Annotated in this window: 24 protein-coding genes and 2 tRNA genes; 14 read left to right on the top strand and 12 right to left on the bottom strand. The window is 32.8% G+C overall.

The window, feature by feature from the left end; genetic code table 11:
• Window positions 1-214: 214 nt before the first annotated feature.
• Together DMB68_RS11110 and DMB68_RS11105 are read left to right on the top strand one after the other, a co-directional pair.
• Window positions 215-2548 (top strand): nSTAND3 domain-containing NTPase, encoded by a 2334-nt coding sequence (locus DMB68_RS11110; protein ID WP_110346740.1) that lies wholly within the window; start codon window positions 215-217, stop codon window positions 2546-2548.
• Between the two features lie 201 nt (window positions 2549-2749).
• Complete coding sequence (locus tag DMB68_RS11105) at window positions 2750-2923, top strand: type I restriction enzyme endonuclease domain-containing protein (protein WP_196783699.1); 174 nt, start codon at window positions 2750-2752, stop codon at window positions 2921-2923.
• 45 nt (window positions 2924-2968) lie between these two features.
• On the opposite strand, the gene DMB68_RS11100 is transcribed toward DMB68_RS11105, so the two are convergent.
• Window positions 2969-3511 carry a hypothetical protein gene (locus DMB68_RS11100; protein WP_110346739.1) on the bottom strand — a complete coding sequence of 181 codons (543 nt, stop codon included), beginning with the start codon at window positions 3509-3511 and terminating at the stop codon, window positions 2969-2971.
• Between the two features lie 221 nt (window positions 3512-3732).
• Here DMB68_RS11100 and DMB68_RS11095 point away from each other — a divergent pair, with 221 nt between their 5' ends.
• Window positions 3733-4014, top strand: a complete 282-nt coding sequence (locus DMB68_RS11095) for a helix-turn-helix domain-containing protein (RefSeq protein ID WP_110346738.1) — start codon at window positions 3733-3735, stop codon at window positions 4012-4014.
• Between the two features lie 99 nt (window positions 4015-4113).
• Here the strand turns inward: DMB68_RS11095 and DMB68_RS11090 are convergent, their stop codons facing one another.
• Both DMB68_RS11090 and DMB68_RS11085 read right to left on the bottom strand, forming a co-directional pair.
• On the bottom strand, window positions 4114-5427 hold the full coding sequence (locus DMB68_RS11090) for a tyrosine-type recombinase/integrase (RefSeq protein ID WP_110346737.1): 1314 nt from the start codon (window positions 5425-5427) through the stop codon (window positions 4114-4116).
• Between the two features lie 605 nt (window positions 5428-6032).
• Complete coding sequence (locus tag DMB68_RS11085; RefSeq protein ID WP_110346736.1) at window positions 6033-6263, bottom strand: hypothetical protein; 231 nt, start codon at window positions 6261-6263, stop codon at window positions 6033-6035.
• Between the two features lie 286 nt (window positions 6264-6549).
• Here DMB68_RS11085 and DMB68_RS11080 point away from each other — a divergent pair, with 286 nt between their 5' ends.
• Complete coding sequence (locus DMB68_RS11080; protein WP_110346735.1) at window positions 6550-7341, top strand: DUF6055 domain-containing protein; 792 nt, start codon at window positions 6550-6552, stop codon at window positions 7339-7341.
• Between the two features lie 275 nt (window positions 7342-7616).
• Window positions 7617-7925: a hypothetical protein gene (locus DMB68_RS11075; protein WP_110346734.1), complete on the top strand. Its 309-nt coding sequence runs from the start codon at window positions 7617-7619 to the stop codon at window positions 7923-7925.
• Window positions 7926-7982: 57 nt separating this feature from the next.
• On the opposite strand, the gene DMB68_RS11070 is transcribed toward DMB68_RS11075, so the two are convergent.
• From DMB68_RS11070 to DMB68_RS11055, 4 genes are all read right to left on the bottom strand, one after another.
• Window positions 7983-8648: an HAD family hydrolase gene (locus DMB68_RS11070; protein ID WP_110346733.1), complete on the bottom strand. Its 666-nt coding sequence runs from the start codon at window positions 8646-8648 to the stop codon at window positions 7983-7985.
• Between the two features lie 332 nt (window positions 8649-8980).
• Window positions 8981-9054: transfer RNA gene (locus tag DMB68_RS11065), tRNA-Asp, on the bottom strand.
• A gap of 463 nt (window positions 9055-9517) precedes the next feature.
• Window positions 9518-9591 (bottom strand) — tRNA-Asp (locus DMB68_RS11060).
• 86 nt (window positions 9592-9677) lie between these two features.
• Complete coding sequence (locus DMB68_RS11055; RefSeq protein ID WP_110346732.1) at window positions 9678-10604, bottom strand: DUF58 domain-containing protein; 927 nt, start codon at window positions 10602-10604, stop codon at window positions 9678-9680.
• A gap of 363 nt (window positions 10605-10967) precedes the next feature.
• Between DMB68_RS11055 and DMB68_RS11050 the strand changes: the two genes are divergently transcribed.
• The 5 genes from DMB68_RS11050 to DMB68_RS23370 all read left to right on the top strand — a co-directional run bounded on the left by DMB68_RS11050 (window position 10968) and on the right by DMB68_RS23370 (window position 14192).
• Window positions 10968-12278, top strand: a complete 1311-nt coding sequence (locus DMB68_RS11050; RefSeq protein ID WP_110346731.1) for a hypothetical protein — start codon at window positions 10968-10970, stop codon at window positions 12276-12278.
• A 10-nt stretch (window positions 12279-12288) separates the two neighbouring features.
• The gene (locus tag DMB68_RS11045) at window positions 12289-12906 is read left to right on the top strand and encodes a hypothetical protein (RefSeq protein WP_124019418.1); all 618 of its coding nucleotides are present in this window, start codon (window positions 12289-12291) and stop codon (window positions 12904-12906) included.
• A gap of 77 nt (window positions 12907-12983) precedes the next feature.
• Window positions 12984-13220 carry a hypothetical protein gene (locus DMB68_RS11040; RefSeq protein WP_110346729.1) on the top strand — a complete coding sequence of 79 codons (237 nt, stop codon included), beginning with the start codon at window positions 12984-12986 and terminating at the stop codon, window positions 13218-13220.
• A 227-nt stretch (window positions 13221-13447) separates the two neighbouring features.
• Window positions 13448-13846, top strand: coding sequence for a hypothetical protein (locus DMB68_RS11035; protein WP_110346728.1), 399 nt, complete (start codon window positions 13448-13450; stop codon window positions 13844-13846).
• A 190-nt stretch (window positions 13847-14036) separates the two neighbouring features.
• Window positions 14037-14192 carry a hypothetical protein gene (locus tag DMB68_RS23370; RefSeq protein WP_165830127.1) on the top strand — a complete coding sequence of 52 codons (156 nt, stop codon included), beginning with the start codon at window positions 14037-14039 and terminating at the stop codon, window positions 14190-14192.
• A 71-nt stretch (window positions 14193-14263) separates the two neighbouring features.
• Here the strand turns inward: DMB68_RS23370 and DMB68_RS11030 are convergent, their stop codons facing one another.
• The 4 genes from DMB68_RS11030 to DMB68_RS11015 form a co-directional block, all read right to left on the bottom strand.
• Entirely contained in the window at window positions 14264-16837 is a 2574-nt protein-coding gene (locus DMB68_RS11030; RefSeq protein ID WP_110346727.1) for a M1 family metallopeptidase, read from the bottom strand.
• A gap of 283 nt (window positions 16838-17120) precedes the next feature.
• Entirely contained in the window at window positions 17121-17915 is a 795-nt protein-coding gene (locus DMB68_RS11025) for a hypothetical protein (protein ID WP_110346726.1), read from the bottom strand.
• Window positions 17916-18072: 157 nt separating this feature from the next.
• Entirely contained in the window at window positions 18073-18546 is a 474-nt protein-coding gene (locus DMB68_RS11020; protein WP_165830126.1) for an SgcJ/EcaC family oxidoreductase, read from the bottom strand.
• A 117-nt stretch (window positions 18547-18663) separates the two neighbouring features.
• Window positions 18664-19242 (bottom strand): DUF4082 domain-containing protein, encoded by a 579-nt coding sequence (locus DMB68_RS11015; RefSeq protein WP_124019417.1) that lies wholly within the window; start codon window positions 19240-19242, stop codon window positions 18664-18666.
• A 205-nt stretch (window positions 19243-19447) separates the two neighbouring features.
• Here DMB68_RS11015 and DMB68_RS11010 point away from each other — a divergent pair, with 205 nt between their 5' ends.
• Together DMB68_RS11010 and DMB68_RS11005 are read left to right on the top strand one after the other, a co-directional pair.
• Complete coding sequence (locus DMB68_RS11010) at window positions 19448-20149, top strand: LytR/AlgR family response regulator transcription factor (RefSeq protein ID WP_231131640.1); 702 nt, start codon at window positions 19448-19450, stop codon at window positions 20147-20149.
• Complete coding sequence (locus DMB68_RS11005; protein WP_110346722.1) at window positions 20150-22228, top strand: tetratricopeptide repeat-containing sensor histidine kinase; 2079 nt, start codon at window positions 20150-20152, stop codon at window positions 22226-22228.
• 207 nt (window positions 22229-22435) lie between these two features.
• Here DMB68_RS11005 and trxA read toward each other — a convergent pair whose 3' ends face one another.
• A complete protein-coding gene (gene trxA / locus DMB68_RS11000; RefSeq protein ID WP_007805142.1) occupies window positions 22436-22753 on the bottom strand; it encodes a thioredoxin in 318 nt (105 codons plus the stop codon).
• Between the two features lie 263 nt (window positions 22754-23016).
• On the opposite strand from trxA, the gene DMB68_RS10990 reads away from it, so the two are divergent.
• Together DMB68_RS10990 and DMB68_RS10985 are read left to right on the top strand one after the other, a co-directional pair.
• Window positions 23017-25470 (top strand): AsmA family protein, encoded by a 2454-nt coding sequence (locus DMB68_RS10990; RefSeq protein WP_110346720.1) that lies wholly within the window; start codon window positions 23017-23019, stop codon window positions 25468-25470.
• Window positions 25471-25888: 418 nt separating this feature from the next.
• The gene (locus DMB68_RS10985; RefSeq protein ID WP_110346719.1) at window positions 25889-26362 is read left to right on the top strand and encodes a hypothetical protein; all 474 of its coding nucleotides are present in this window, start codon (window positions 25889-25891) and stop codon (window positions 26360-26362) included.
• Window positions 26363-26427 lie beyond the last annotated feature (65 nt).

Raw genomic sequence — 26427 nt, 5'->3', positions numbered from 1 at the left:
TGAATTATAAATAAGTAACTGCTATTAATTGCCTATTTTTAATACAGACACAAATAACAACAAAAGTTCTTTTGTATAATTACGGAAAACCATAACAAAGAAATGATTTTCAAAATTATATACAATACGTAGTAATACTGGTTTTAGTTTGCGACTTTTATTTAGCTTTGTTGGTAAACATCCACTAATGAAAATTATTATTTAATATAAACTCATGGCATTATATAACCTGGAAGTCCTGAACGATAAGGAATTTGAAGAATTATGCAAAGACCTTTTAGAAAAAGAACTCAATATTTCATTTCAAATTTTTAAGACCGGAAGGGATAAAGGTATTGATCTTCGCTATGCAAATAATGTCGAAAATGAAATTATAGTTCAAGCTAAGCGTTTTGGAAGGTCTACATATTCAAATCTCAAAACTGAAATAAAAAAAGAAATAATAAGTATTAATAAACTCACTTCAAAACCCAAACGCTACATTTTGATGACTGCTTTTGATCTAAGTTTGGGGCAAGTAGACGAGGTTGTATTGCAACTAAAGCCAATTGTAAAAAACTCTCAGGATATTTACAGTAGAGATCGGATAATGAATTTGATAGAAAAATATCCTGAAATTGAAAAGAAATATTATAAACTCTGGATAACGAGCACGAATGTACTGAATCTGATTTTGCATAATGGTGTGAATGGAAGGTCTGAATTTGTAAAAGAGAAAATTATTAAAAAAGCAAGTTTTTATGTTCCCACACTAAACTTTAATGTTGCTGTTAATAAATTAAAAGAAAACCATTTTTTGATAATTTCTGGGGAACCTGGCATTGGCAAAACTACAATATCCTATCTTTTAATATGTGACATGTTAGCAGATGGATACGAATTGATTTATGTTGATGATCATCTAAAAGACGCTGAAGATCTTTTAAGCAAATCTGCGGATGTAAAACAAGTTGTATTTTTTGATGATTTTTTCGGCGCTAATTTATCAGAAATTATCAACCCAAGAAATTCCGAAGGAAAAATATTGAGTTTTATAGAGCGTATTCAAACAAGTACCAATAAATTTCTTGTAATGACGACAAGAACAACTATCTTAAAACAGGCGCAGTACCGTTTTGAAAAGTTTAATCGTTCAGGATTAGCTGATTTATCAAAATATGAGTTAGAAATCAAATCGTACTCAAAATTGGACAAGGCGAGGATACTTTATAATCACATGTTTCATTCGGGTATGATAGCAGAACAATATGATATGTTTTTTAAATCTCAGAATTATTTAAAAATAATTAACCACCGAAACTATTTTCCACGCTTGATAGAATTTATAACCTCGACAAATCAACTGAACAAAATACCAGTAAAGGAAACAGAAACATTTATATTTAATAGTCTTGACAATCCTCAAGAGATATGGCATTTTGCTTACGATCAACAATTAAATGAAGAAGAGAAATTTCTCTTAATGACATTGTTTAGTTTGGGGGGGTATAATATTGGAAGTGCTGAATTACACAAGGCATTTGATGCAAGATACGAGTATGAAATAAGGGAAAATGGATTTATTTTGCATAGTAATTCTTTTCAGCAGTCACTTAAAAAGTTGTTAGACGGCTTTATTAAAAGTGAAAAGAATCTCAATACCGGAAGATTAACATTCAGTTTTCTTAATCCATCAGTAGCAGATTTTGTAATTAATTTTTTAAAAGATCATACGACCGAAGTCAAACGAATATTATATTCCGTTGCTTATTTTAAGCAAATCACTACATATTTTCGATCAGATTCAACAACCGGTATTAAACTAAGTGAAACATTATTAAAAAACTATTATTTCCGATTTAACAAATTACTACCAAAATTACTTGACTCATGTAGAGATAAAATGTCGGGAAATATTACTTTATTGTACATACTTCTTCAATATTTTCCTGATATAGTAACAGAGGAAAGATTATTACAAATTCTAAGTACAACTGATCTTAAATCATGTCAATATGTCGATTATAATGAAATTAATTTTGTTTTACGCAAAATTGATGAATATAATACTACTAATAGTTATATTAAATCACATTGGCAAGAATATTTTACTGTAGCTATAGAAGCCGCCAAAGAAAGTTATGATATAAGTAGTATTTTAGGGATGTTTGGATATTATGAGTTAAATGAAGACGATTGGTCAAAAGACGAAGATTTTATGTCAGCAGTCCAATTAAGGGTAAACCAACTTTATTCCGCAGGTGATGCCGATTTTTCAAAAGAACAAGATGACATTATTACTAACTATCATAGAGGTTATACAGATGAGGCTCTATCTCTTGTTCAGCAAGGATTGTCAAATGATTATTTAAATTTTCTGAATAATTGTGATCTTTCTAATTATTATGAAGAATTTTACGATTATGCAGACATTGATTCGTCTAGCGTATTGAGTTCTTTAGTTGATGATTACGGAAGCAGGGATGATGATTATGATCCAAGTGGTAGAATTACTCGCAATCGAACAATTGATGAGAATTCTGAAATAGATCGTTTATTTGAACGATAAGAGGTTTAGGCCTTTTAGGTCTTTCTTAATTCTTCACTTTAATTGATTTCCATATTTCTAAACAATTTCCATATTTTTCACTTCAGCTTACAAATAGTTTACAAATGAAAAATAACAGTCGTACAATTGCATGTTATTCAATGACACGATAATTAGCAATGCAGTTATCCTAGGTCAACTCAAAATTTAAGATTGTCGTTGATGATAAAGCAAAATAATACTGACTGGTCCAAAAGAGAAGATGTCAAAGTTGAATTGAAAGTTGATCTAATCATTTTATTAGCCGAAAACGGCTATCCGCCAGTTGTTGATCGAGATGAAGTTTATAAAGAGATTTTTGAGCAAGCTGAAAATTTTAAGAAATATCAGAAATAAAAAAGAATGAGTCACTAAAGAATCATTCTTTTTTATTCAATCTTTTTAGCCAAATAGCGTAAGTAATAAACCATTTGGTTCTTGCGGTGGTGGTGGTGGTGGATTTCGTTTAATCAACTTATTTCTACATAGCTTATTGGTAGCCGCAACGATCGGAATAAGATTGTATCTACTACTACTTGTCTCGAAATATCCAAATTCATCCCATTTACTTTTGTCTGCTGCTCCAACTTTTTTATCACGATAGAAGAACGCTAGTGGGCTGGCCATAAAATTTTCTGGCGATGGATAAATAGTCACTATTACATAATCTCCTGAAGCTGCACCTTTCGGCAATTTATGTCTATAATTTACAGGAAACTCGGTAAAAACACAACATTTACTACCTTTTGGATACGCAAAAAATCGGTAATGCAATCCTGATCGTATACATTTCGTTATTATCTTTTTACTACGACCATATAACTCCATCATTCCATCAGTCATACTATTTCTCTTAACTACAAAACCTTCAATATTTTTAATTTCAATATTAATACTATTTTTTTCTAGTATAGCGATCTCCTCGCTAATAGTTCTTCCGTACATATAAACTGTTTTAAATTTTTTATTATATCAAAAAACAAGTAGAAAGTTTACTTAAAGCTAAAAAAAGGTTCAACATATTATGGAAGAAGAAAGTATATGAAACATTTATTCATTGTGGAATGAATTTTCAGCACTTATACTGACTGCTACTAAATAAATTCTTTACCAAATTTCTAAACTTTTATTCTGTTTCTCAGTATAAGCTTATAAATAGTTTAAAAATGCAACATAATAATACAATGGTGGTACAGCTGACTGTTGATCAATTACAGGAAATAATTAGTAATGCTGTTATACTAGGTCTTAAACAACATCAAAAATCAGTAATGATTGATGATGAAACAGAATCAGATATACTTTTAACAAGACAAGAGGTCTCAGCCCTTTTAAAGGTGTCATATCCCACTTTATGGGCATGGAACAACAGTGGCATTTTGAGAGCCCAGAAAATGGGTAAGAAAGTGTTTTATAATAAAGACGATGTAATGAGGCAATTACGTTAAAATCATTAATCCGGAATAAATTCATTCTTTCTTATTTTTGATAACAAATCTTATTTCTTAGATTTCTATTCAGTAATGAAAAATTAACACCACTTTATTCTAATTATTTGAAATTTCTAATTGCCCCATTAGCTTCCAGTAAGCTTTTAACTTTTCAGCATACTCTTTTGGTGTAATTTTGACGTAGGCGAGAAATTGTCTTTCCGTTTGATGCCCCGTTATCTTCATAATAGTCAATGTATCAATTTTACCATATAATAGAGTCGCAAATGTTCGTCGGCAAATGTGACTAGATACTAATTCATGTTTTGGATATTCCCCTATAACTTTACGATGTATGGTCTCTTTTTTTCCATTTATTTCAATTGTCCTTTCTGAAATCTTACCTCCAGTTGTCATTTCAATTAATCCGGCAATCTTTGCAACCTCTTTAATGTAAACGTTGAAATTAGTGTCACTTATCTTCCTTGGAAATGATCCATCTCTTTTTTCAAGGATTTCACTAACGTTTCGATGTAAGGGGATTATTACAGGATAATCCGTTTTTTTATTACGCAGTTCTATAAAACCGTCATTGATACTTTTCCGTGTAAGAGTAAGTAAATCTGAAACCCTTAAACCTGTTCTTAGGCCTATAATTAGCCAATCTCTAGCATTGTCAAGATAATCCTGCGGGTAGGCTGTATTGTAAATCTTTATTATTTCTTCTTCTTGAAGGTAAATGTCATGTGTGGTATTTGAGGGACTATAAAATTGCTTCTCCTTAAAGTCCATAGATATAACGTGTCTTTTAAGTATTGCGGATCTGCAAAATAATTTGACATTATTAATATATCCCCCAATGGTATTATCATTTAAAGCAGCTACAGTTTCTAAATAGTGTATAAAATTACTATGAAAATTGAGATCAACCGAGTCTAAATTTACTTTCTCCCCCATAAACTTCTCAAAATCTTCAATCTTATTTAACGTTGTCTGATAATCTTGAATTGTGCGTCTCTTAATTGGTGTATTATTTTTAGTCTTTCTTTTAGGTGCATCTTCAATAAATTTCTTAATAAAATCCGCGAAAAATATCTGTTCGTTTATCTTTTTTGATTTGGAACCATTTTTAAAATAAAAGGCCATTTTTTCTTTAAGCCACTTACCTGTGATCAAAATCTTCTTCCCTGAAATTTTTGAATCATTGAACTCTTTATTTACAAAAACATCAAGTTCCTTTAATTTTAAGTTGATGTTTTTATAATCAACATCTATCGTCGGTAAAACTTGTTGTTTTGTTGAACTCCATCTTCCATCAGGCACTTGTATATCTGTAGAGATTTCCACATCAAACTGGGCACCCTGTTTGAACCGGTAATAAATGCTATTTTGATCATTTGCCGTTTTAATGCGATAACTGCCAGTTGCCATGATATGTTTCTTTTTTCAAAGATAGTAATAAATTATATTCCCCCAATAAATACCCCATTATCATTTAATTTGAGTTTATTCAATAGAATTCCATTTAATTAAGTAGAGTTAAATCCACTGTATTTGTTAGCTTTAAGTAAAAAATATTAATACCTTTTATTCTTCCTATACTAGGGTTTGACTACTATTATCCGCACTAAAAAAAGCTTCTGAAGATAATTCAGGAGCTTTTTTTTTTTAGATTAGTTCTTGAAATCTATTGCAATTTGAAATAATTCAAGATATTAGTGAATTTATATTGATCTTTTTGAAATGTAGTACGTTTTATAATTTTAGCATACATCATTTAGTATAAATGTATATGTATGTAAAATATCTTTTTTATTTCAGTTTTAGAAATAAAAAAACCCAGAGCATGTCTGGGTTATATTTACTTTTTTTGAGTGCAGCGCTAATTTTATTTAGCACTTAATGAATTTAAAATTTTAACATATGAAAATCCCCGTAAGAAACTCTGCAAAGCTGGGGATTATTTTGCTAATAGAGTTACTCTTGGAGATTTACTATGCCTGTTAAAATGAACAAACTTTTGAGATTGCTATATTCTATTGATCCTCCAAATAAGGATCTAAAGCTTCAGCTAATCTGTTCATGCAATAAAAATTATATTCAATATTGTTTTTTCCAGGCATGGTTTCGAAGTCTTTCATTACCTGTAAAGAAAGAATGTAGTTTATTTGCCGTATTGTCTTTGCCATGTCTTTGGGGTTAATGCTATTTGTGAAAAAATCTATAAGTCTGGTTTCAGTTTCTTTTGAAAGATGATTTGTACTCATAATTTTAGATTTTTATAATATCGCAAAAATCATCTAAACTTTATTTTATTTGGACTCATATATGAGTTCAACGTTAATTATTATTTTTATATGGAAATTAATTTTCGGCTAAAGCCTTTCCCTTTCAAACATAAAAAAACCTCCATCGAAAGCAGGAGGCAATTTAAAACAACACCTAAAAAAATTTCTGCTTTATCATTTAAAATATCCTTATTTTTGAAATCATAAAATATTAATTGTTAGTGTTTTAATTGTTTTAAATCGCATTAAAATCCAATTGAAACACATGAAAAAAAAGAAATTCTTAGTTTTAATTTTAGGAATTATTGCTGTTTTCTTCTTTTCAAAAATGATAAGAAACTTTACGGTTGAGCAGGAAATTCAAACTCTTAAATCGGAACATTTTGTTATTTCCTACGGCGGAATTTATAAAAGTGATGCTGAAAAAATCAGCCAAAATCTTGAGCATAATTATTCGAAAATCAGAACCAATTTAAAAGATGTAAAGCACGAACCGGTTAAAGTTTTTGTTTACGGTTCCCATCAAAAATTTAGTCTTGCGACTGGTCTAATCGGAAATGTAAACGGCACAAGCCGTGGGCCAAATGAATTTCATTTTGTCTGGACGAACTGGTTCAATTCTGTTTTTCCGGACGATCCGCTAAAAACTGCTGTTCATGAATTTACGCATTGCGTTCAGTTAAATATATTAATCGAGAAAGCAAAAGAAACGATCATCACACAAGACCGACTTAATTTTGACAAAGAATTTGATAAAAAGTTTGCCGCCGAATATCCGCGCTGGTTTTGGGAATCGATCAGTATTTTTGAAGCGGGAGAAGTAAATTCGCTAAGCGTAAAATATGCCAAAAGCAAAAACCTGACTTTAGAAGAACTAAATCACAGCAATCAGATTTACAATATTGGCTACACGATAATCGAATATATTACCCAAAAATGGGGAAAAGATATGCTGCCAAAATTGATTGCTTCATTTGGTAACATCGAAAAAACATTGAATATTTCTACTCAGGAATTCGAAAAAGGATGGATTGCTTTTTTGAATGAGAAGTATTAAATAGTATTCAGATAACATGGGATAATTGATTAACCTTGAAATGACAAACTGCGTATAATTAATTCTTATAAAAAGAGATTTTCAACATTACTAACAGTTTGTACACATTAAAGAATTACGGAAATCAATCTTAAATTTGGTTTTTACTGTTTTTAGTTCTCCTTCTCTAATGATTTTGCCATATCTTTCATGTTGATTACATCAGTAAATAATATTTTGGCTTGCATTTACGCAACCAGTGTGATATTCATCCATCTAATAACAAAAAGAACGTTATGAAAAAAAAGATTTACTTTTTGATTCTGGCTTTAGGGATTCTTGGATGTTCTGCGGATGAAGATAAAGCGCCAAAAGATTTTGAATTTACTACAGAATACACAACGCAAATAACTGTTGGAGGTTTCGTAGGTGTAAGCAACAGAACTTTTAAGACGGGAGAGACTTTTAAAGGCACTGACAACGGAAAGGAAACTATAGAAATCAGAATAGCCGAACATTCTAAATTAAATAATGATTGCCCGAACAGTTGGTGTTATCAGGAAATGCTAAATGTGCCGCGTGAGTATTTGAAATTGAAGGAATGAAAAACCTTTGTAAAAGTTTTTAAACTTTCACAAAGGTCTCGCGTAAAAGTTTGGAATTTATTTATTGAAATTTAATAATTCAATAATCTTATCCACATTCACTTCACTGTAATCATTAATATAAAAATCACACGGAGGCAGTTGTTCTTTTGTATGCGTACTCAAAACACCAACAACTTTCATTCCGGCATTTATAGCTGCTGAAGCTCCCGAAAAAGAATCTTCGAAAACCACACAATCAGACGGGGAAACGCCAACACGCTCTGCTGATTTTAGATATACTTCCGGATCCGGTTTATGGTGTTTTACGTCTTCGCTGGACATCATCGAATTCATTTTATCTTCTATTTGTAAAGCACTTATAATTAAATCAAGGTTTGCACGTGGAGCAGAGGTTGCAACAGCTGTTTTGAATCCTTTAGATTTCAGTTCTTCTAAAAACTTCAGATAATGCGGAATTGTTTCTACTTTGTCTTTATATATTTCACGGAACATAGCTTCTTTTTCGAATTCGAGTTTAGCTAATTCTTCTCCTGCAACCGGACGTTTAAAGAAATGCGTCATGATGTATCCATTATGTTTTCCGTACATATGTTCTTCAAATTCTTCATGCGTATACGGAATTTGATATTTATTGAAAAAGGCTTCGAAAGCGACTACATGATGTGGATTGGTGTGGCAGATCACGCCGTCCATATCAAAGATTACACATTTTTGGCTCATAGTGTTTTTTGTTGTTTTAAAGGTCGCAAGATAGGTTTTTCCACAGAGATGCACGGAGATTTTTCGCAGAGATACGCGAAGTTTTTTTGAATCTCGCAGAGTCGCAATTTTTTTTCTCGCAGATTTAAAAAAAAATTAAGCAGATGCAGGAGATTAATTATTTCTAAATCTTAAAAATTAAATCTGTAAATCTGCGAGAAAATATTTTAAAGCTATTAGATCTGATGGCTATCTGTATTACGAGATTAATTTATGAGGTGATTGTGTTTAGAACAAAGAATCGAACTAAAAACAAAAAAGCCTTTCCGTTAAGAAAGGCTTCTTTTTTAAAGCGGTCTGGACGGGACTCGAACCCGCGACCCCATGCGTGACAGGCATGTATTCTAACCAACTGAACTACCAAACCCACTGCTTATTGTGACTGCAAAAATACAATAGAACTTTGATTCTGCAAGGGTTTTTGTAAATTAAAATTCAGAAAATTTTAATTAGCTAAATTCCAATATTTTAAAATTCCAAATTCCATTTTTTTGAAACTCATTTTCTACAAAATACGTTTAATTAACCACAAAGCACACAAGGTTAAAAGAGAAAAAGGTTCGCAAAGTTTATTATAAACTCTGCGAACCTTTTTCGTAAATCTTAGTGCTCTTTGCGGTTAAACTTAAATGAGCTTACATAACTTATATGGTTAAAAAGCCAAATGTCTTAAATCAAAAAAGCCATCCACAAAAGTGGAAAGCTTTTCATTGGTCTAACTACTAAACCAAGCTACGAGTTACAAAGTCGTAGCAAACAACACAACTAATCTTAGATACCGTATTTGGGCAAAAAAGCCTTTCCGTTAAGAAAGGCTTCTCCCAATATTGCGGTCTGGACGGGACTCGAACCCGCGACCCCATGCGTGACAGGCATGTATTCTAACCAACTGAACTACCAAACCTCTGCGTTATTGCGGTTGCAAAGATAGTACAGAATTTCGTTTCTGCAAGCGTTTTGATGAAAAATTTTGAATATAATTTAAAATTACTAGCCAAAGTTTTGTTTTTCAACCAAATATGTCGTCAATATTTTTTCGAAATTATCGCCTACATTGACCGGAACGTACTTAATCTGGTTCTTTGCACACGTTAAAGCCAGATTTTTAAAGTAGGCTTCTGCCCTTTTTTCATATTCCAGCTTTACATTATCTGCAAAAATGGATACTTCTTCGCCTGATTCTAAGTCGATAAACTTTCTTGGCGTGTTATCAAAATCAAATTTAAGCTCGGTTTCATGATCGACTACGTGAAATAAAACGACTTTGTGTTTATTGTGTTTTAAATGCTGCAGCGCATTAAACAACTTTTCGTCATCTTCAGACTGAAACATATCCGTAAACAGAATAATCATCGAACGACGGTGCATTTTCTCTGCAATCTGATGCAGATACGTAATCGTGTCTGTGCTTTTTTTGATTTTTGGCTGTTCTAATAATTGCTCCAGCTTGTTCAAAAGCATTCTGTGATGACGATCGCTTCCTTTTTCAGGAGCATAATATTCGTAATTATCCGAAAAAACGCTTAAACCAACGGCATCACGCTGTTTCTTTAAAATATTCATCAAAACCGCCGAAGCCAGAACCGCAAAACCAATCTTTTTTTCATAAAAAGGCTGATTCAATTTCAGTTCAGGATAATGCATCGACGACGAATTATCAACAATAATATGACAGCGCATATTGGTTTCTTCCTCAAAACGTTTCGTATATAAACGATCCGTTTTAGCAAATAATTTCCAGTCAATATGTTTGGTGCTTTCGCCTGCATTATACACTTTATGCTCCGAGAATTCGGCAGAAAATCCATGAAACGGACTCTTGTGCATTCCGGATATAAAACCTTCGACAACCTGATTTGCCAGCATTTCGAGATGCTGAAAACTGGAGACTTTCTCTATTTCTGATTCGATTTTCATTCGGTTTCTTTTTTACTATTTTGCGCTTTATAAAGCAAATCTGTCGCCATGAATAATTTACGCTTTAGAATCGGACTAAAATTAGGTTTAAGTGATATTCTATCATACAAAATTAACATTTAATTAGTGAACAAATTCTTATATTGCAAATTGAAAACTACTGATATTAACATGAAAAAAAATACATTTAAGTTATTAAACTACACATTTACTCTATTTCTCCTTTTTATTTGTTCATGCAGCACTGAAGAAACTGTATCGAATCAAACTTTACAGGCTCAAACATAGTTTAAAAAGTACGAAGCTGAAAGCCCAAATTTTTATCTCTTCCAAAATTTAGAATACAATTGGAACTCAGCAAAATTGGTATCTTTAGAAGATGGAACTCAGACAATTATTGTACCTGTTATTGGATTAAAAAAGAGTCAGTCAGAAATTTGGGAGCAAAAATTATATATATACAATCAGGGAACAAATAATTACAAAGCCTTAGTATTTGAAATATATCCTGACAGAAATGCATCAGTTGCGCAACAATCAATTGAAGGTAACGACTTTACTGGCTTTATAAGTACCTGGGATTTAAAAACGGGTTTAATAAGAGCTGCTGAATTTAAAAATAATCAGATTGTTCAGAGTGGAGGTATAACAGTAAAATCTAAAGCAACAGGTAAAATGAAAAACCTTACCCCTCCTTGTTTTGATGAAGAAGGCAATTGTGCCGGTGGGGGAGATAGCGATCCAGTGCCGCTTAGAGAGGTAATTATTAAAAGCAGTAGTAATAGTAATGCAGGCGGAAATAATGGGTATGAGAATTTATCTTTTAGTGGAGGCGGGAGTTCATATAATGGCAATTATACTAATTCTTTTGTCACATATGGTGGTGGCGGTGGAAGTAATAACACAAATAATAGTAGTAATACTGAGAATTGCGGTAAAGGATATATTAAAAAATTAGGAAAATGTGTTTCTATAGCCAGCGTTATCGAAGAAAGAATAAAGGATAGTCTTGACCCATGTCCAAAGGCTGTATTAGAAAAATTGAAAAATGCTACAGTATGTGATATTAAAATGTTGATTGAAAGATTTAAAAAATCAAATTCAATTTACAATATAAATATAATCTCTCAAGTACCTTCTACTATGGCTCCTGCTGCCACAAAAAAGGAATCAGTTAATAATTATACAATTTATATTAGCACTGACTATGTTGATAAGACAAATTTATTTATTGCAGCATCAATTCTTCATGAAACAATACATGCTTATTTTATGAGTCTTTTTGACGAGTATCATAATGGCACTCCTTCTAATTCTAACATTTATAATGATTATGTTTATTTATTTAATTTTTATGTAACCAAAAACATACCTGAATCGGTTAATTCTTATGATGTGCATCATCAGCAAATGGCTACTGATTATGTTGATGCCATAGCCCGTTCTTTAGAAGAATATCAAACAGGGATTGCTGTTCCTTCTACTTCCAAACCAAACCAAATATATAGTGATTTAGCATGGGGAGGATTGTCAGATGCCCCCGTTTTTAATACAGATGTTTTAACAGATGATGATAGAGAAAGAATTATTAACCGATATTCATCTGAACAAACTGGACATTCTGCTGGAGAGGGAAAAAATGCACAAACACCAATAGGTAAAAAATGTAATTAATTTTATTTTTATGAAAAATTCAATATTTATGGGAATGCTTTTTGTTTTTATTTGTTGTTTTTCAACAAACACTATAATACAAAAACAATCAGAACACTTAAGTAAAACAGAAAGAGAAATAATCAATCATTTTTTAAATTCTGAATTAAATTCTGAAAGATATAAGTCATATAGTAATTTTGGAATTACAATAATTGAAGAGGCTTTAAAAAGCCAAAAATCAATTAATTCCTACGAATATACATATAATTATTTATATGAAAGTGAAAAAGACAAAGACTATTGGGTATTAAATCATATTCAAATCGAAAAAATAAAATCTAAATTAGAAGATGAAAAACAACATTATTGGGAAAAAGAAAATTTTGATAACTCAAGTATTCATCTTTTAAAATATGATTCATTACGTCAAATAATAAGAACCAACAAATACATAGACTTGCCAAGCCAACTTATAATTTATCTATCAAAACCATTAATTATAAATAAAAACAATGCTCTTTTAAGTTATGATATTGGGAATAGCAAATTAGGATTTAACCCTATAATACACACAACTGTTCTTATGAAAAAAGAAAAAGGAAAATGGTATAAATCTGCTAATTTTGAAGATGGTACATATAATTAAGAATGGGGGTTTATTATTAGCTTTTAGATAAAAACCAAATTCGTCATCAAATAGCTAATTAAAATATGTAAAAACAATTGGAGCAGCTTTACAAGAATTTCAAACAGGAAGGAGTGCCTGTTCCTGCTAATCAGGAACCACTACAAATATATACGGATTTGGCATGGGGTGGTTTGCAGGAGGCTCCGATATTTGCAGAGAAATTCCCGGTAGGCAGTGCGGATTATCTTCGAATAAAGGATAGTCTTGACCCATATCCAAAGGCTGTGTTAGAAAAATTGAAAATGCTACAGTATGTGATATTAAAACGTTGATTGAAAGATTTAAAAAATCAAATTCAATTTACAATATAAATATAATCTCTCAAGTACCTTCTACGATGGCTCCTGATGCCACAAAAAAGGAATCAGTTAATAATTATACAATTTATATTAGCACTGACTAGGTTGATACCAGCAACACAAGATTTTAATGTTACTTATGAGAAATATGGTAGTCAACATGGCACAATGGCTGTCCATAAAACATATAAATTATTACAATGAAAACACACATTATAATTACTATAATTTCAATCCTTTTTATAAACAGTCTAAAAGCTCAGGAAAAAACAAAAGATACTCTATTTTTTAAATTAGATAAGTATTTATATCAGTCTGAATCTAATCCTAAAAAATACATTATAAAAGACAATTATGACACAAGTGAAGGAGCTATATATTTTGTACAGAAAAAAATCATAAACACTTCTAAACCAAAAAAAATTATTTGCTTTAAAAAGTTTGCTCATACTTCAAGATTATTTAAATTAAAAGACAATAAAAAACTTAATGATGTTAAAGTGATGAATCTAACAGATAGTTATATAATAGTTTTGGTAAATAAAAAAAATAAAAAAACAGAATATATCCAAGTAAGTGCAGAATTTACAATTGAATGAAAGTTGGCTCTGAAAGAAGCTGCAGAATCTTAAAAAGTATAAACTCCAGATCCAATGAAGGAAACTTGAAATTGAATAATACTTTAACAACATCTACGAATGAATAACTGATATTTCATCAGAACACTAAGTAAATAATATTCCACTTCCTCGTCCTGCTAATCAAGAGCTACTATTAGAATATTCCGATTTGGCATGGGATGGTTTGCAGGAGGCTCCGACATTTGCAGAGAAATTCCCGGTAGGCAGTGCGGATTATCTTCGAATAAAAGGAAGATATGATGCTGAGAGTAAAGTTAACACAACTGTAAACGGTCAAAAAACAATTGGAAAACCTTGTAATTAAGACACTATGAAAATTCCCAAGCATTTCAAGGTGCTGAAAACTGGAGACTTTCTCTATTTCTGATTCGATTTTCATTCGGTTTCTTTTTTACTATTTTGCGCTTTATAAAGCAAATCTGTCGCCATGAATAATTTACGCTTTAGAATCGGACTAAAATTAGGGTTTTCTTTTAAGAATCGCTGTATTTCATCAAAAGCATATTTTGAAGAATATTTCCCAATGGTATTATCAAGCCAGTCTTTGGGAAAGAAAATATCTCCGGTACGCTGGATTTCTTCTGTCAAATCTAATGAAAACCAAATATATTTTTGCGCACTTTCCTGACGAAGCGGATGATTTATATTCGCCAAACCAACCGAAACCCACGATTCTTTCTCCCGATTGGCATCATCTTTTAAGGATTCCATAAAAGCATTTCTAACTTTTTCGTCCTGAGAAAGCGAGGGCATCAGAAATTCAAATCGTTTTATTTTATCAGGATTCGTCATTGCCTTTTTTGCAATTATCAAAATCTGATTGGCTTTTTCGTGTTTAAAAATCGCCAGATTCATCGCCATATTAGTATAATCATCTTCGTTTAATTTCAAATTTGAAATCACCACTTCTTTGTTCCAAATCTGAAATAATCTGGCTTTCGCCGAATCTGAATAAGCAATTGAACTGAATAATCCGAATAAGGTCTTTTTGACATTAGAAGATAAATTAGCCTGCAAACGCTCGTATAAAATATCCGTAACCTGTTTTTGAACTTTATCTTGTTGCTTTTGTGTCAAAAATCTCCAATAAATCGTGTTTAGATTTCCTGATATAATTCGCAACACCAGTTCATTTTCTTCCGATTTAATACCTTTCAAAAAACAATTAAAAGCCTCGTCGACAGCAACACTTCCAACCAGCATATTTTCATAAAGATTACTGTAAGACGATGCTCTTGCAACCTCATCTTTTAAACCTGAAATATAATTTAAATTATTCCCGTCAAGCGGAAAAACACCGTATCCAAAACCATTATAATTATAAATGACAGCAAGTGGTTTTTTAAGTCCTAAAGCTTCTTTTAACTGGATATTTTTATCCTGAATCTGAGCATTTAGTACTTTTATTTCACCTTTATAAACCAAACCAATCTGGAAAATCTGTGGCCAGATATTTGCCGAGTCATCTTCTGCTTTCTGGCTAATTTCGAAGTTTTTAATCTTGTTGTTTTTATCTAATTCTATTTTATCAGAAAAAATCGCCCTACCGGATTTATTGACCCAGACTTCACTCCATTTCTTCATATCCAAAGGCGTTTCTGCATCGAGAATTTCTATGAGATTATTCCAGTCGGCATTGTCATTGGCATATTTTTGAATGTATTTTTGAATCCCTTTTTGGAAAGCGTCTTTTCCCATCGAAGCTTCCAGCTGGCGCATCATAATAGGTGCTTTGTTATAAATAATACTTCCGTAAAGCGAGCCGGCGTCTTTTAAATTGGCTAAATGCTGTTTTATCGGATGGGTTCCCAAAGAGCGGTCTTCCGCGTAAGCGCTGCCATAATGCGCTGTAAAAAACTGCAGATTATGATTCACTTTCGGAAAAATCGGGTTCATGATTTTATCTGCCATAAAATTCGCAAACACTTCTTTCATCCACACATCATCAAACCATTTCATTGTAACCAAATCGCCAAACCACATATGCGAGGTTTCATGAGCAATCAATTTTGCGCGGTTTAACTTTTCGCTGTCAGTAGCGCTGTTATCCAAAAACAAAGTCGATTCGCGGTACTGAATCGCACCAACATGCTCCATTCCGCCATATTGAAAACCCGGAATTGAAGCAAAATCCAGCTTCTGAAACGGAAATTTATAATTCGTATACTTTTCTAAAAAATCCAACGACTGCTGGTGCAAACTGAAAATCGTATCGGTGCTGCTTTCTATTTTGCCTTTATCATTTTCCCGGTATAAAAAAGTCATTTCTAAACCCGGTTTTTTCGTAACACTATTGAATTTTCCTGCTACGAAAGAAAACAAATAGGTACTCATTTTGTCTGATTCCGCAAAAGCGTACAAAGTAAAATTGCCTTTTTCAACAGTCTCTTTTACATCGGCTCCTGCCAAAACCTTCCAGTCTTTTGGAACCGAAAGACTCAATTTATAAGTTGCTTTGATGTCCGGCTGATCAAAACACGGAAACAATGTACTCGCCCGATCCGGAACTAACAAAGTGTACAGAAAATCATCGTTTCGGTTTAAAGATAGATTTCCGGCGATGAAGGAAATGGTAATTGTATTTTTCCCTGAAACCAAACTTCCAACAGGAAGCACAATATGCCCTTTTTCATGAACAATGGCAATATTTTTTCCGTTTGCTGAAACTGATTTTATATTTGAAGTTTTCTCTTTAAAATCCAAAAGTAAAGGCTGACTCAAATCAGACAAATTCAAATTTAAAGTCAATTGAGAATCGATGTTTTCACTTTTCTGATTTGGGATTTCGAATAAAAGCTCATAATTCACATCAGAAATTTGATGTTTCCGAAAAATAGCCAGCTGCTCGGAAACGCCATTTTCTAAAAGAACACTTTCTTTTTGTTTTGATTGAGAAAAACCAACTGTAATCATTGCAAAAAAACTAAGAAAGCTGTAGATAATTTTCATTTTTAGGAGAATATAAGATTCGTTAAAAATAAAAAATATTTAAACACATAGAGACATAGATTTTGCAAGCTCAAAAAGAAGGCATTTCATTTGTTTGAAAACACATAGCTATCTGTTTTGATGCAAAAGTGAAACGCCTTTTATTATCAAAGAAGAACTATGCTTCTATGTGTTTTAAATAATTAAGCTCACTTTATTATAAAAAAGGCCTGACTTTCGCCAGACCTTTACATTGGATTAAAAACTCCAATTTAATTGTAGTTTTTTTAATTGTATCGGAATTTTACAATTTTTTATATTCATAAGTACTTACTATACCAGATTGTGATTTTTTTGTGGGATAGCCGCCTTCATTATATTCCACAACAATATCTGCAGTTGTTGGAGAACCTGAGTTATACGTTTCTATCACTTTTATTGGGTTATTTTTTGACGTATTTGGAAACCTGTATTCTAATGGTAAAGAAGATTCCGGATTTGGTTTCGTATCATACGTATAAGTATGAGAGTAAAAAAACACTCCTTCAGGAGTATTGGCGTCTATTTTGTTGTAATAGGTAATTTTTGACACATTTCCTCTTTTGTCATACTCAAAAACAGCTTTATTACTTGGCAATGCATTTCCTTTTATCAGTAGTTTTTGAGTAACCGTACTCCCGTTATATTCAAAAATCAGACTTTGTTTGTGATCGTATACCGCCGGAGTTGCAGAAGAATTTTGCGTATATTTTTTTTCTGTAAGTCTGCCCTGGGCGTCATAATTATAAATTATTCTGTTATATGATGGCGTTGAAAAAAGAGCGGAAACGATTTTAAGTTCCTCCTGAATTTTACCACTGCCATTATAGGTCAACGTACTGTTGAAAGTTGATGTAAAAGAGCCATCTGCGCCGTCTATCTCAATTAATTTGTCAGCATCATTGTACGTATAAGTATTGAATGCCGAAGTACTGTTTAATTTTGTCAATAAATAAGACGGTGTGATTTCTTCTGGCGCTTCGTTATCACTATCATTACTGCATGAAATTGCAAATACCGCCAAAAGTAAAAGCGTCAGTTTGTTTATTCTTGTTTTCATAGTTTTTGGGTTTGAATTATTATGGAACAAAGATGCAGCACTATTGCAGCTTAAAAAACCACTAATAGACGAACGCCATTTTAAATAGACGAAGACTCCAAAACACAAAAAAGGTCCGACTTGCGTCAGACCTTTTCCTTAAATCAAAGTTTACATTTTATAATCTCGGCGGAGCATTTACCTGAGTTACCTGCATGCTCACAATTTTCCAGATGTTGTTTTTCTTTTCAAAAACTGCTGTTATAAATTTAGTATTGACAGCTCCTTTTTTAACGACGCCTCCCGGAACAGCATAATCTTCTTTTGCCGTCAAAGTTTCCTTGATATGGGCAACCGCTGCATTTTCAGATAGAATATTAGAATCAATCCAGTCAAATTTTACGGACGTTGGTTTGATGCAGCAATCGTTAATATGAGAAAACTGGGTAATTATATTTTCTTTGCCTTGCCAGTACATTCCCAGAAAATTGATTAAAACAGCATCTTCGCTAAAGGCATTCGAAAATGATTTCATATCATTTTTATTCCAATCCAACTCTTGCTGCTGAATAATTTTTTTCAGGTCATCATTCTGGGCGATAGCAACTGCCGAGGTAAACAAGGCAGTCAATAATAAACATATTACTTTCATCTTCATTAGTTTAAGTTGTTTAATTTTTTGAAATCTTATTATTCAAATGTACGCTAAAATTAAAAAAGGCCTGATTTTTATCAAACCTTTTTGCTTACTAATTCAAACTATCCAAAATTATTCTGTCTGCTGAAAATCGAAACTTAAATCTCCGGCATTATACGTTGATGAAATGGTGGTCGGAAAAGTCTGCGCTGTGCCCGAAAGCCATCTGTACTCATTAAAAGTGATATTTCCGGCAACAATAGGATATGTAGTAGCAGAATTATCGGCTTTATTCTTTTTATACCAGTCATTAGAATTCATAGAGATCAGGTATTTTTTGTCTTTCTCCAAGTCAAGTTCACTGATTACTTTTTTAACCTCAACATCAGCAGTCGCGACATTTAAGGTTTCAGAACGTAAAACTGTTTTTGTTGTATAATCCCAAATGGTAACACGTAAAGAAGGATTTGTAGCCGGAAGTTTTAAGGTAATCGCTTTTATTTTTCCTTTAACTGTTGGCGTAAATACCAATCCGAATTCGTAATCCCCTGAATTGATAAAATTGGTTGAAGTTGTAAAACCGGTTTGGGTATAATAAGCGGCTAACGGATTTTCTGTCTGAAATTTTGGTGAATTATCATCATCATTACTGCATGAAACAGTAAATATTGCAATTGATAAAATGGCAAAAATAGTTTTAAGCGTTTTCATAATAATTTTAGTTTTAAAATTGGTCAAATGATTCTTATTTAATTCAATAACATTTATTTTTGTAAAGTTCAAAGTCAGAAAAAATGATTTATTTTTGCTTTCAACTGAATTACGGGACAAATTTCAATCAATAAAATCTCGTTAAAAACACCCAATAGACAAACAACGTTTTAAATAGACAGACAACACCAAACAGGCTGGAATAATGAAGAAATACTCTTGTATTATCGTTGATGATGATGAAATAGACAGACTGACGGTGCTATCTTTTGTCAAAAAATTTCCGGTTCTGGATATTTTAGGTGTTTTCGAATCTGCTGAAGAAGCACTTCCGTTTATACAAAAACAAAAAGTAGATATTTTATTTCTGGACATTGATATGCCGGGTTTAAACGGAATCGAATTCAGAAAAAATACCCTCGAAATTCCCATTTGTATTTTCATTACCGCACATCCTGAACATGCTGTCGAAAGTTTTCAGATTGAAACCTTAGATTTTATTGTAAAGCCATTAAAACTCGATCGTTTTACACAAACCATGAAACGCATTGAGGAATTTATGGAAATCAAACTCAAAGCTTCTCTCTTTGAGGCCAGCATAGGCGGAGATACCATTTATATTAAGGAAGGCCACGAGCAGACCAAAGTAAAACTGCATGAGATTCTGTATCTCGAAGCTTTAAAAGATTATACCTTAGTCGTTACAGAAAGAAAAAGACATTGTGTTTTGTCGAGTATCGGAAATCTTTTAAAAGAAAGTCATTTTCAGTCTTTTATCCGGATCCACAGAAGTTTTGCTGTTCAGAAACAATTTATTCAGAAAATGAATTCGACCGAAATTATTTTAAACAATAACGTTTCCATTCCGGTTGGCAGAAGTTACAAAGACAACTTAAACCTGATTTAAATGAGAAAAGCCGGTTTTTTGTTTTTGCTTTTTTTTCTAACTGTTTCTGTTTATACACAGCAGCAGCCTGAGTTAGCACAATATAAAACTAAGGAACAGAAACTGAATGCCTGGCTTAAATATTCTCAGGCTGTTTTAGACAAAGAAGAGTATTCTAAACTTATCATCGTTTCGCAAAAAGGTATTGAACTTTCAAAAAACTACCATAAGTATTTAAGTACATTTTATCTGCATCAGGGGATTGCTTATGAATTCAGTAACAACCAATATAAAAAAGCGTTGATCAATTATGAAAATGCTCTGAAATATGCGCAAAAAGTCCGTCATATCGAAAATCAGACTTCTTCTTTGATGCGGCTTAATTATATCTATTACTCTTTAAACGAAAACAGAAAAGGCAAAGCATTAATTGAAACCATTAAAAAAGTGCTTGACACTACGAAAAGTAATTATGCACGCGCGGTTCTTTACGGTAGTCTCGGTGAATATTATTTGAATACCTCTGAATATGAAAATTTTATTGGCTATCAGTTAAAAGCAATCAATTACAAAAAACAGCTTGATAAAAATGAACCAAATACAGAAAACATAGGTGTCTCCTATTGCCAAATTGCGAGTGCTTACGTTAAAATGAAACAATTTGATAAAGCGATTGAGTATTTAAACGAATCAAAACCTTACATTAAAACATCTCCCTACGTAAGTGCTTTTTCATGCAATTATTTATTACAGTGTTACGTTGCCAAAAAACAGCCGGACAGCATTAAAAAATATTATAAATTAATCTACACCTTTCCCACAGCGAAAGATTCCCTCTTTCTTAATTTAAGTTTTGCAAACCAAAGCATGTCTAAATATTATGCCGATGAAGGACAGGTTAACAAGGCTTATCATTATGCCAAAAAAGCTGTTTTATTTGGACATAAGTCAACCGACGAAGAAATTCTTATGGAGGCGAATACCATAATGGGCAGGGTTTTATATGAAAAGGGAGATTATAAAAATGCCATTATAACACTTAAGGAAGCATCAAAAAATGCATTAAATTACGACAAGGAATTCTTTGTTATCATCAATCAGAAACTATCTCAAAGCTACGCGGCTCTCGGACTTTGGAAAGAAGCTTTTCATTACAAAGAAATCTATGCCAAATACAATGACGAGATGATGCACGAGTCGGCTAAACAAAGTATTGCCAATGCCGAAGCGCGTTATCAGAACAACACTAAAAAACAGGAAATAAAAAACCTTTCGGCTCAAAATACCATCAAAAACATTCAGATTGAAGATGCCAGAGAACAACGCTTGTTTTTAATTTCAGGAATACTATTAGTTGGAATCATTGGATTATTGTTGTTCAGACAAAACCAAAACCGTAAAAAAACAAATCAAAAATTACAGCTCCTGAATCAGGAACTTGATGAAGCCAATAAAATTAAGGCACGATTTTTTGGAATTTTAAATCACGATTTGAGAAGCCCGATTTCAAATCTGATTCATTTTTTACATCTTCAAAAAGAAAATCCTGAACTCATTGACGAAGAAACCGCTTTGAGAATGCAGGCGAAAATAATTTCCGGAGCCGAAAATTTACTATCCTCTATGGAAGATATTTTACTTTGGAGCAAAGGCCAGATGGAAAATTTCAAACCGCATTTTAAAAATATTCCAGTCGAAGTTATATTCGAAGACACAAAGAAGCATTTTTCAGCTGTAGAAAATATCGAAATTTCATTTGAAAATTCCGAAAACATTATTTTAAATACCGATGAAAATTATCTGAAAACGATTATCAGAAACCTTACAGGAAATGCTGTAAAAGCACTGGATAAAAACAAAAACGGAAAAATAATCTGGAAAGCCTGGCAGGAGCATAATCAAACCTTACTTTCAATAACAGACAATGGCCCGGGAGAAAGTCTGGAAAAATTTAAAGCTCTTTATGATGATTCAGAAGTCATCGGAATCAAATCAGGATTGGGTTTGCACCTGATTCGGGATTTGGCAACGGCTATTAATTGTAAAATCGAAGTAGATTCAAAACCTAATTTCGGAACTACATTTACTATTTTATTTTAAACACATAGAGACATAGATTTTGTAAACTCATTAAAAGGCATTCCATTTGTTTTAAAAACGCATAGCTATGTGTTTTGATGGAAAAGTGACACGCCTTTTATTCTCAAAGAATGGCTATGTTTCTATGTGTTTAAAAGGTATACTTATTCCAATAAAAAAGGCCTGACTTTCGTCAAACCTTCCTTATGTAAAATCATAATCTTACGATTACAACAAAGCGTCTAAGCTGTCTGCGTAGGTTTGTTTCGGAGCCACTCCTACTTGTTTTCCTACTACTTCACCGTTATGAAAAACCAAAACGGTTGGAATGTTACGCACCCCATATTTTGCAGCGAATTCCTGGTTTGCATCAACATCAACTTTTCCAACAACTACTTTACCTTCGTATTCGCTGCTTAATTCGTCAATGATTGGACCAACCATTCTACAAGGACCGCACCATGCTGCCCAAAAATCTACCATTACCGGTTTATCTGATTTCAAAACTACTTCATCAAAAGTAGCATCTGTGATTGCTAATGCCATAATAATTTATTTTAAGATTATCCCTTCGGCTTTTGTTCAGGGAAACAATTTTTTAATAAGTTTTAAACTTGAGTACAAATTTAGAAATTTTAAATCAATCAAACGTCATCCGCAAATTAGTTTTGATTATAAATGTATTGCCAATAATTATATGAATAGTAAAGCGCTTATTTACAAGTATTTATTGTTTAATCAGTTGAAAACCAATTTTTTAAATCGACTCATTTTTTTAACGTATCTTTAATAAATCAAAACCGTTTCTGATGCAAAAGACGTTACATTCAGTCAAAACCTTTTTACAATCGGTTCGTTTTAAAAAGTTCGTCAAACGTCTTGGCTTCTTTATTTTAGGATGCATTACACTTATTGTAATCGCTTCCGGAGCGTTATCATTTTATTTCAATCAGAATAAAACTGAAATCATAGCCAAAATCAACACTAAAATCAATGAGAACATCAACGGAAAATTTCATATTGGCGATTTTCAGTATAAATTTCTAACCGGTTTCCCGAATTTTACTCTCGCCCTAAAAGATGTCGAACTTAAAGACAATCAATGGACTACCCACAAACACACTTTACTGAAGGCAAACGAAATCGAAGTACGTTTAAACATTTGGAGTTTGATTCAGAACGAAATCAACATTCACAAAATCCTGATCAACGACGCTCAGATTTATGTCTATAAAGCCGAAAACGGCTATTCGAACGCTAATATTTTTAAACCCAAAAAGAAAAAAACGCCTGAAACGACTTCTGAATCTGGAACCACAATCGATCAAGTTGACCTCAACGATGTTCATTTTGTATTGGACAATCGCATCGGACATAAATTATTTGATATTGATATTGCCAGTTTAAAATCGAAAGTAAAATATGATGACGAAAATTGGCAGACCGATGTATTTCTGAGAACCAACATCAAAAGTCTTGCTTTTAATACCGTTCACGGAAGTTTTGCCAAACAAAAATTGCTTCAGGGTACTTTTGCCGTTTCCTATTCTGCCGAAAAAGAAAAAATAGACGTCAAAACCGAGAATCTTAAAATCGGAAAAGATGCTTTTGACATTGTTGCTTTTTTCAATTTAGCCAAAGGCAGCGCGCTTTTCGGAATCAATATCGGCACTACTATTTTATGGCAAAATGCTTCCAATTTACTTTCGGCAAACATCAGTTCTAAGCTCAATCGCTTCAATCTAAAGGAAGAAATCGATGTGAATTGCGACATCAAAGGCGATTTTAATGCCGAAGGAGATCCCCGAATTGTTGTTCAGGCCGAAGTTCATGACAACGAACTCAGCACCCCCGACGGATCAATTACCGATTGCGGTTTCAAAGGCATTTTTACAAATAATTTCAGGCCGACAGCAGGTTTCAACGATGCAAATTCGGCTGTGATTTTAACACGCCTTTCCGGAAAATACAAAAACATTCCACTTACAATTCCGCAATTATCCATCAATAATCTGGACAAACCATTGGCAACCGGAATCGTAAATTCTGATTTTGACATCGAAAACCTCAACGAAGAAAACACCGAAAAATGGATTAATTTTACCGAAGGCCACGCCTCGGCCAACCTGAAATTTCAGTTTGATATTGTCGATTTGTACATTACCAAACCTCGTTTTATTGGCAATGTAAACATCCAAAATGCCTCTTTTCATTTTATTCCGAAAAATGTTCGTGCTGAAAAAATCAACGTACAGCTCGAATTCACACAAGAAGCACTGCTCATTAAAAAAATCGCCTACAAACACCAAAAAAACACGATTTTTATCGACGGAAGAATCGATAATTTCCTGAATTTATATTATGACGCACCCGAAAAAATGGTCGTAAACTGGAATATTTATTGCCCGAGTATCGACATCAGGCAATTTCTGGGCGTTTTGGCCTCTTCACAAAAAAAGAAAATTACTGCCAAAAAACCTTCCATGTCAAATCAGCTGCGGACTGCGATTGAAAAATGTATTGTCGATATCAGCATCAAAGCCGACAAAATAACGTACAATAAACTCACCGCAACCAACACCAAAGCACAAATTCAGATGATTGATTCACGGCTTGTCATCAAAAATGGTTCCCTGCAGACTTCCGGCGGAAGCATCAATTTCAGTTCGACCGTTTCGCCCAATGGCAAAAACTATAATTTCACTTCAACCGCGCAGGTCAATCAGGTTGATATTGCGAGTTTTTTAAAATCGTTCAATAACTTCGGAGTCACTTCATTTTCGCCCGGCAACATCCGCGGAAAACTCTCCAGCAACGTCAATATAACCGGTTTAATCAACAGCAATGGTGAACTGATCACCAATTCTTCACACGGAAACCTCACTTTCAATGTCACTCAGGGTGCTTTACTCAACTTTGAACCCATTATGAAAATCGGCAAATTTGCCTTTCCGTTTCGCGATGTCGAAAACATCACCTTCAGCGATTTATCCGGCAACTTCAAACTTCGTGGCGAGCAAATCGACGTTAATCAACTCACCATTAGTTCCAGCGTTCTCAACCTCGATGCCCAGGGCGTTTATTCCTTTGGTCGAGGCACGAATTTAGCCCTCACCGTCCCGCTCCGAAACTCCAAAGACGACGCCCAGCTCGCCACCAAAGCAGAGCGCGACGCCGTTCGCCAACGCGGAATCGTCCTGCATTTACTCGCCGTAGATGATAATGGAAAGATGAAAATTAAATGGGGAAAGAAGGATAAATAGTAAATAAATAAAACGCATTTTGTCATTCCGAGGTACGAGGAATCTTCATAAGAAACTCGACAAAGATTGGAATTTGGAATTTAAATTTTAGAAGCTATTTACTTCGTCAGTTCGCTATCGCTCGTGTCCTGCTCTCCACTCTATCTTTTATGATCTCGTCCTAAAAACGAGACACAAAAGGATGCCGCTTCGATCAGGGCTAGGGCAGTTGGTTTTCATAAGAACTTTTTAGAAATATTTTAAACGCCAGTCAGAAATGATTGGCGCTTTTTATGAGAAAAAAAAATAAAAATTAGAGTTGAAAATTATTATCTAATGAGGTCAATTGTAAGCGGGTCGATTTTCATTTCAATGTTACATTTGAATAATCTAGATTTAAAATATTTTTTAGAATAATATCAAAATCCATAATCAAAAAATGAAATATATAGTAAAAATAATTTTCGGTAAAGAGCAAATAATGAAGTATCATAATAATGAAGTTCTGACTGATTATGAAAAGATAATAAACTTAAAGAAATACACTTTTGAAACTCGATTGGAAAGAAATTCTTTTTACAAAGGAATTGGAGAAGCAATAAGTTGGCTAGAGTTTCTAGTAATTAATGAATTCGAAGAGGAAGACCATAAAGAAGAAAAAGAAAGTATAGATATATTCGATTATTGGTCCTTCATTTATAGATATTACCCAAAATTTCATCAATGCGATAACGTTTTGTTAAGCGTTATATTAACTCGAAAACTTAATGGTGAAGAAATTAGCGAAAGTGGTGAAGAATACATTAAACATATGGATATTAGATACGAATTATTTGCAATAAATAAAGAATTACTTTGTAAAGCTTTTGAAAATTACTTTAATATAATGTATCCTGAAAATGATAACATCTAAAACAAGAAAAATAGTTAATATGATTATATTTTACTAATATTAGGCTTCGTTAATAAATTGTTCAT

This window comes from Flavobacterium hydrophilum (genome assembly GCF_003202405.1).
Classification (GTDB): domain Bacteria; phylum Bacteroidota; class Bacteroidia; order Flavobacteriales; family Flavobacteriaceae; genus Flavobacterium; species Flavobacterium hydrophilum.
This window is presented reverse-complemented; position numbering and strand designations above follow the sequence as displayed.

What these genes read in the sequence shown, in the direction of transcription:
- DMB68_RS11045 (WP_124019418.1), top strand. Translation starts at nt 12,289, where the DNA reads ATGAAAAATTCAATATTTATGGGAATGCTTTTTGTTTTTATTTGTTGT.
- DMB68_RS11020 (WP_165830126.1), bottom strand. Translation starts at nt 18,546, where the DNA reads ATGAAAGTAATATGTTTATTATTGACTGCCTTGTTTACCTCGGCAGTT.
- DMB68_RS11075 (WP_110346734.1), top strand. Translation starts at nt 7,617, where the DNA reads ATGAAAAAAAAGATTTACTTTTTGATTCTGGCTTTAGGGATTCTTGGA.
- trxA (WP_007805142.1), bottom strand. Translation starts at nt 22,753, where the DNA reads ATGGCATTAGCAATCACAGATGCTACTTTTGATGAAGTAGTTTTGAAA.
- DMB68_RS10990 (WP_110346720.1), top strand. Translation starts at nt 23,017, where the DNA reads ATGCAAAAGACGTTACATTCAGTCAAAACCTTTTTACAATCGGTTCGT.
- DMB68_RS11070 (WP_110346733.1), bottom strand. Translation starts at nt 8,648, where the DNA reads ATGAGCCAAAAATGTGTAATCTTTGATATGGACGGCGTGATCTGCCAC.
- DMB68_RS11090 (WP_110346737.1), bottom strand. Translation starts at nt 5,427, where the DNA reads ATGGCAACTGGCAGTTATCGCATTAAAACGGCAAATGATCAAAATAGC.
- DMB68_RS11035 (WP_110346728.1), top strand. Translation starts at nt 13,448, where the DNA reads ATGAAAACACACATTATAATTACTATAATTTCAATCCTTTTTATAAAC.
- DMB68_RS11015 (WP_124019417.1), bottom strand. Translation starts at nt 19,242, where the DNA reads ATGAAAACGCTTAAAACTATTTTTGCCATTTTATCAATTGCAATATTT.
- DMB68_RS11105 (WP_196783699.1), top strand. Translation starts at nt 2,750, where the DNA reads ATGATAAAGCAAAATAATACTGACTGGTCCAAAAGAGAAGATGTCAAA.
- DMB68_RS11085 (WP_110346736.1), bottom strand. Translation starts at nt 6,263, where the DNA reads ATGAGTACAAATCATCTTTCAAAAGAAACTGAAACCAGACTTATAGAT.
- DMB68_RS11025 (WP_110346726.1), bottom strand. Translation starts at nt 17,915, where the DNA reads ATGAAAACAAGAATAAACAAACTGACGCTTTTACTTTTGGCGGTATTT.
- DMB68_RS11110 (WP_110346740.1), top strand. Translation starts at nt 215, where the DNA reads ATGGCATTATATAACCTGGAAGTCCTGAACGATAAGGAATTTGAAGAA.
- DMB68_RS11100 (WP_110346739.1), bottom strand. Translation starts at nt 3,511, where the DNA reads ATGTACGGAAGAACTATTAGCGAGGAGATCGCTATACTAGAAAAAAAT.
- DMB68_RS11080 (WP_110346735.1), top strand. Translation starts at nt 6,550, where the DNA reads ATGAAAAAAAAGAAATTCTTAGTTTTAATTTTAGGAATTATTGCTGTT.
- DMB68_RS11005 (WP_110346722.1), top strand. Translation starts at nt 20,150, where the DNA reads ATGAGAAAAGCCGGTTTTTTGTTTTTGCTTTTTTTTCTAACTGTTTCT.
- DMB68_RS10985 (WP_110346719.1), top strand. Translation starts at nt 25,889, where the DNA reads ATGAAATATATAGTAAAAATAATTTTCGGTAAAGAGCAAATAATGAAG.
- DMB68_RS11055 (WP_110346732.1), bottom strand. Translation starts at nt 10,604, where the DNA reads ATGAAAATCGAATCAGAAATAGAGAAAGTCTCCAGTTTTCAGCATCTC.
- DMB68_RS11095 (WP_110346738.1), top strand. Translation starts at nt 3,733, where the DNA reads ATGCAACATAATAATACAATGGTGGTACAGCTGACTGTTGATCAATTA.
- DMB68_RS11030 (WP_110346727.1), bottom strand. Translation starts at nt 16,837, where the DNA reads ATGAAAATTATCTACAGCTTTCTTAGTTTTTTTGCAATGATTACAGTT.
- DMB68_RS11010 (WP_231131640.1), top strand. Translation starts at nt 19,448, where the DNA reads ATGAAGAAATACTCTTGTATTATCGTTGATGATGATGAAATAGACAGA.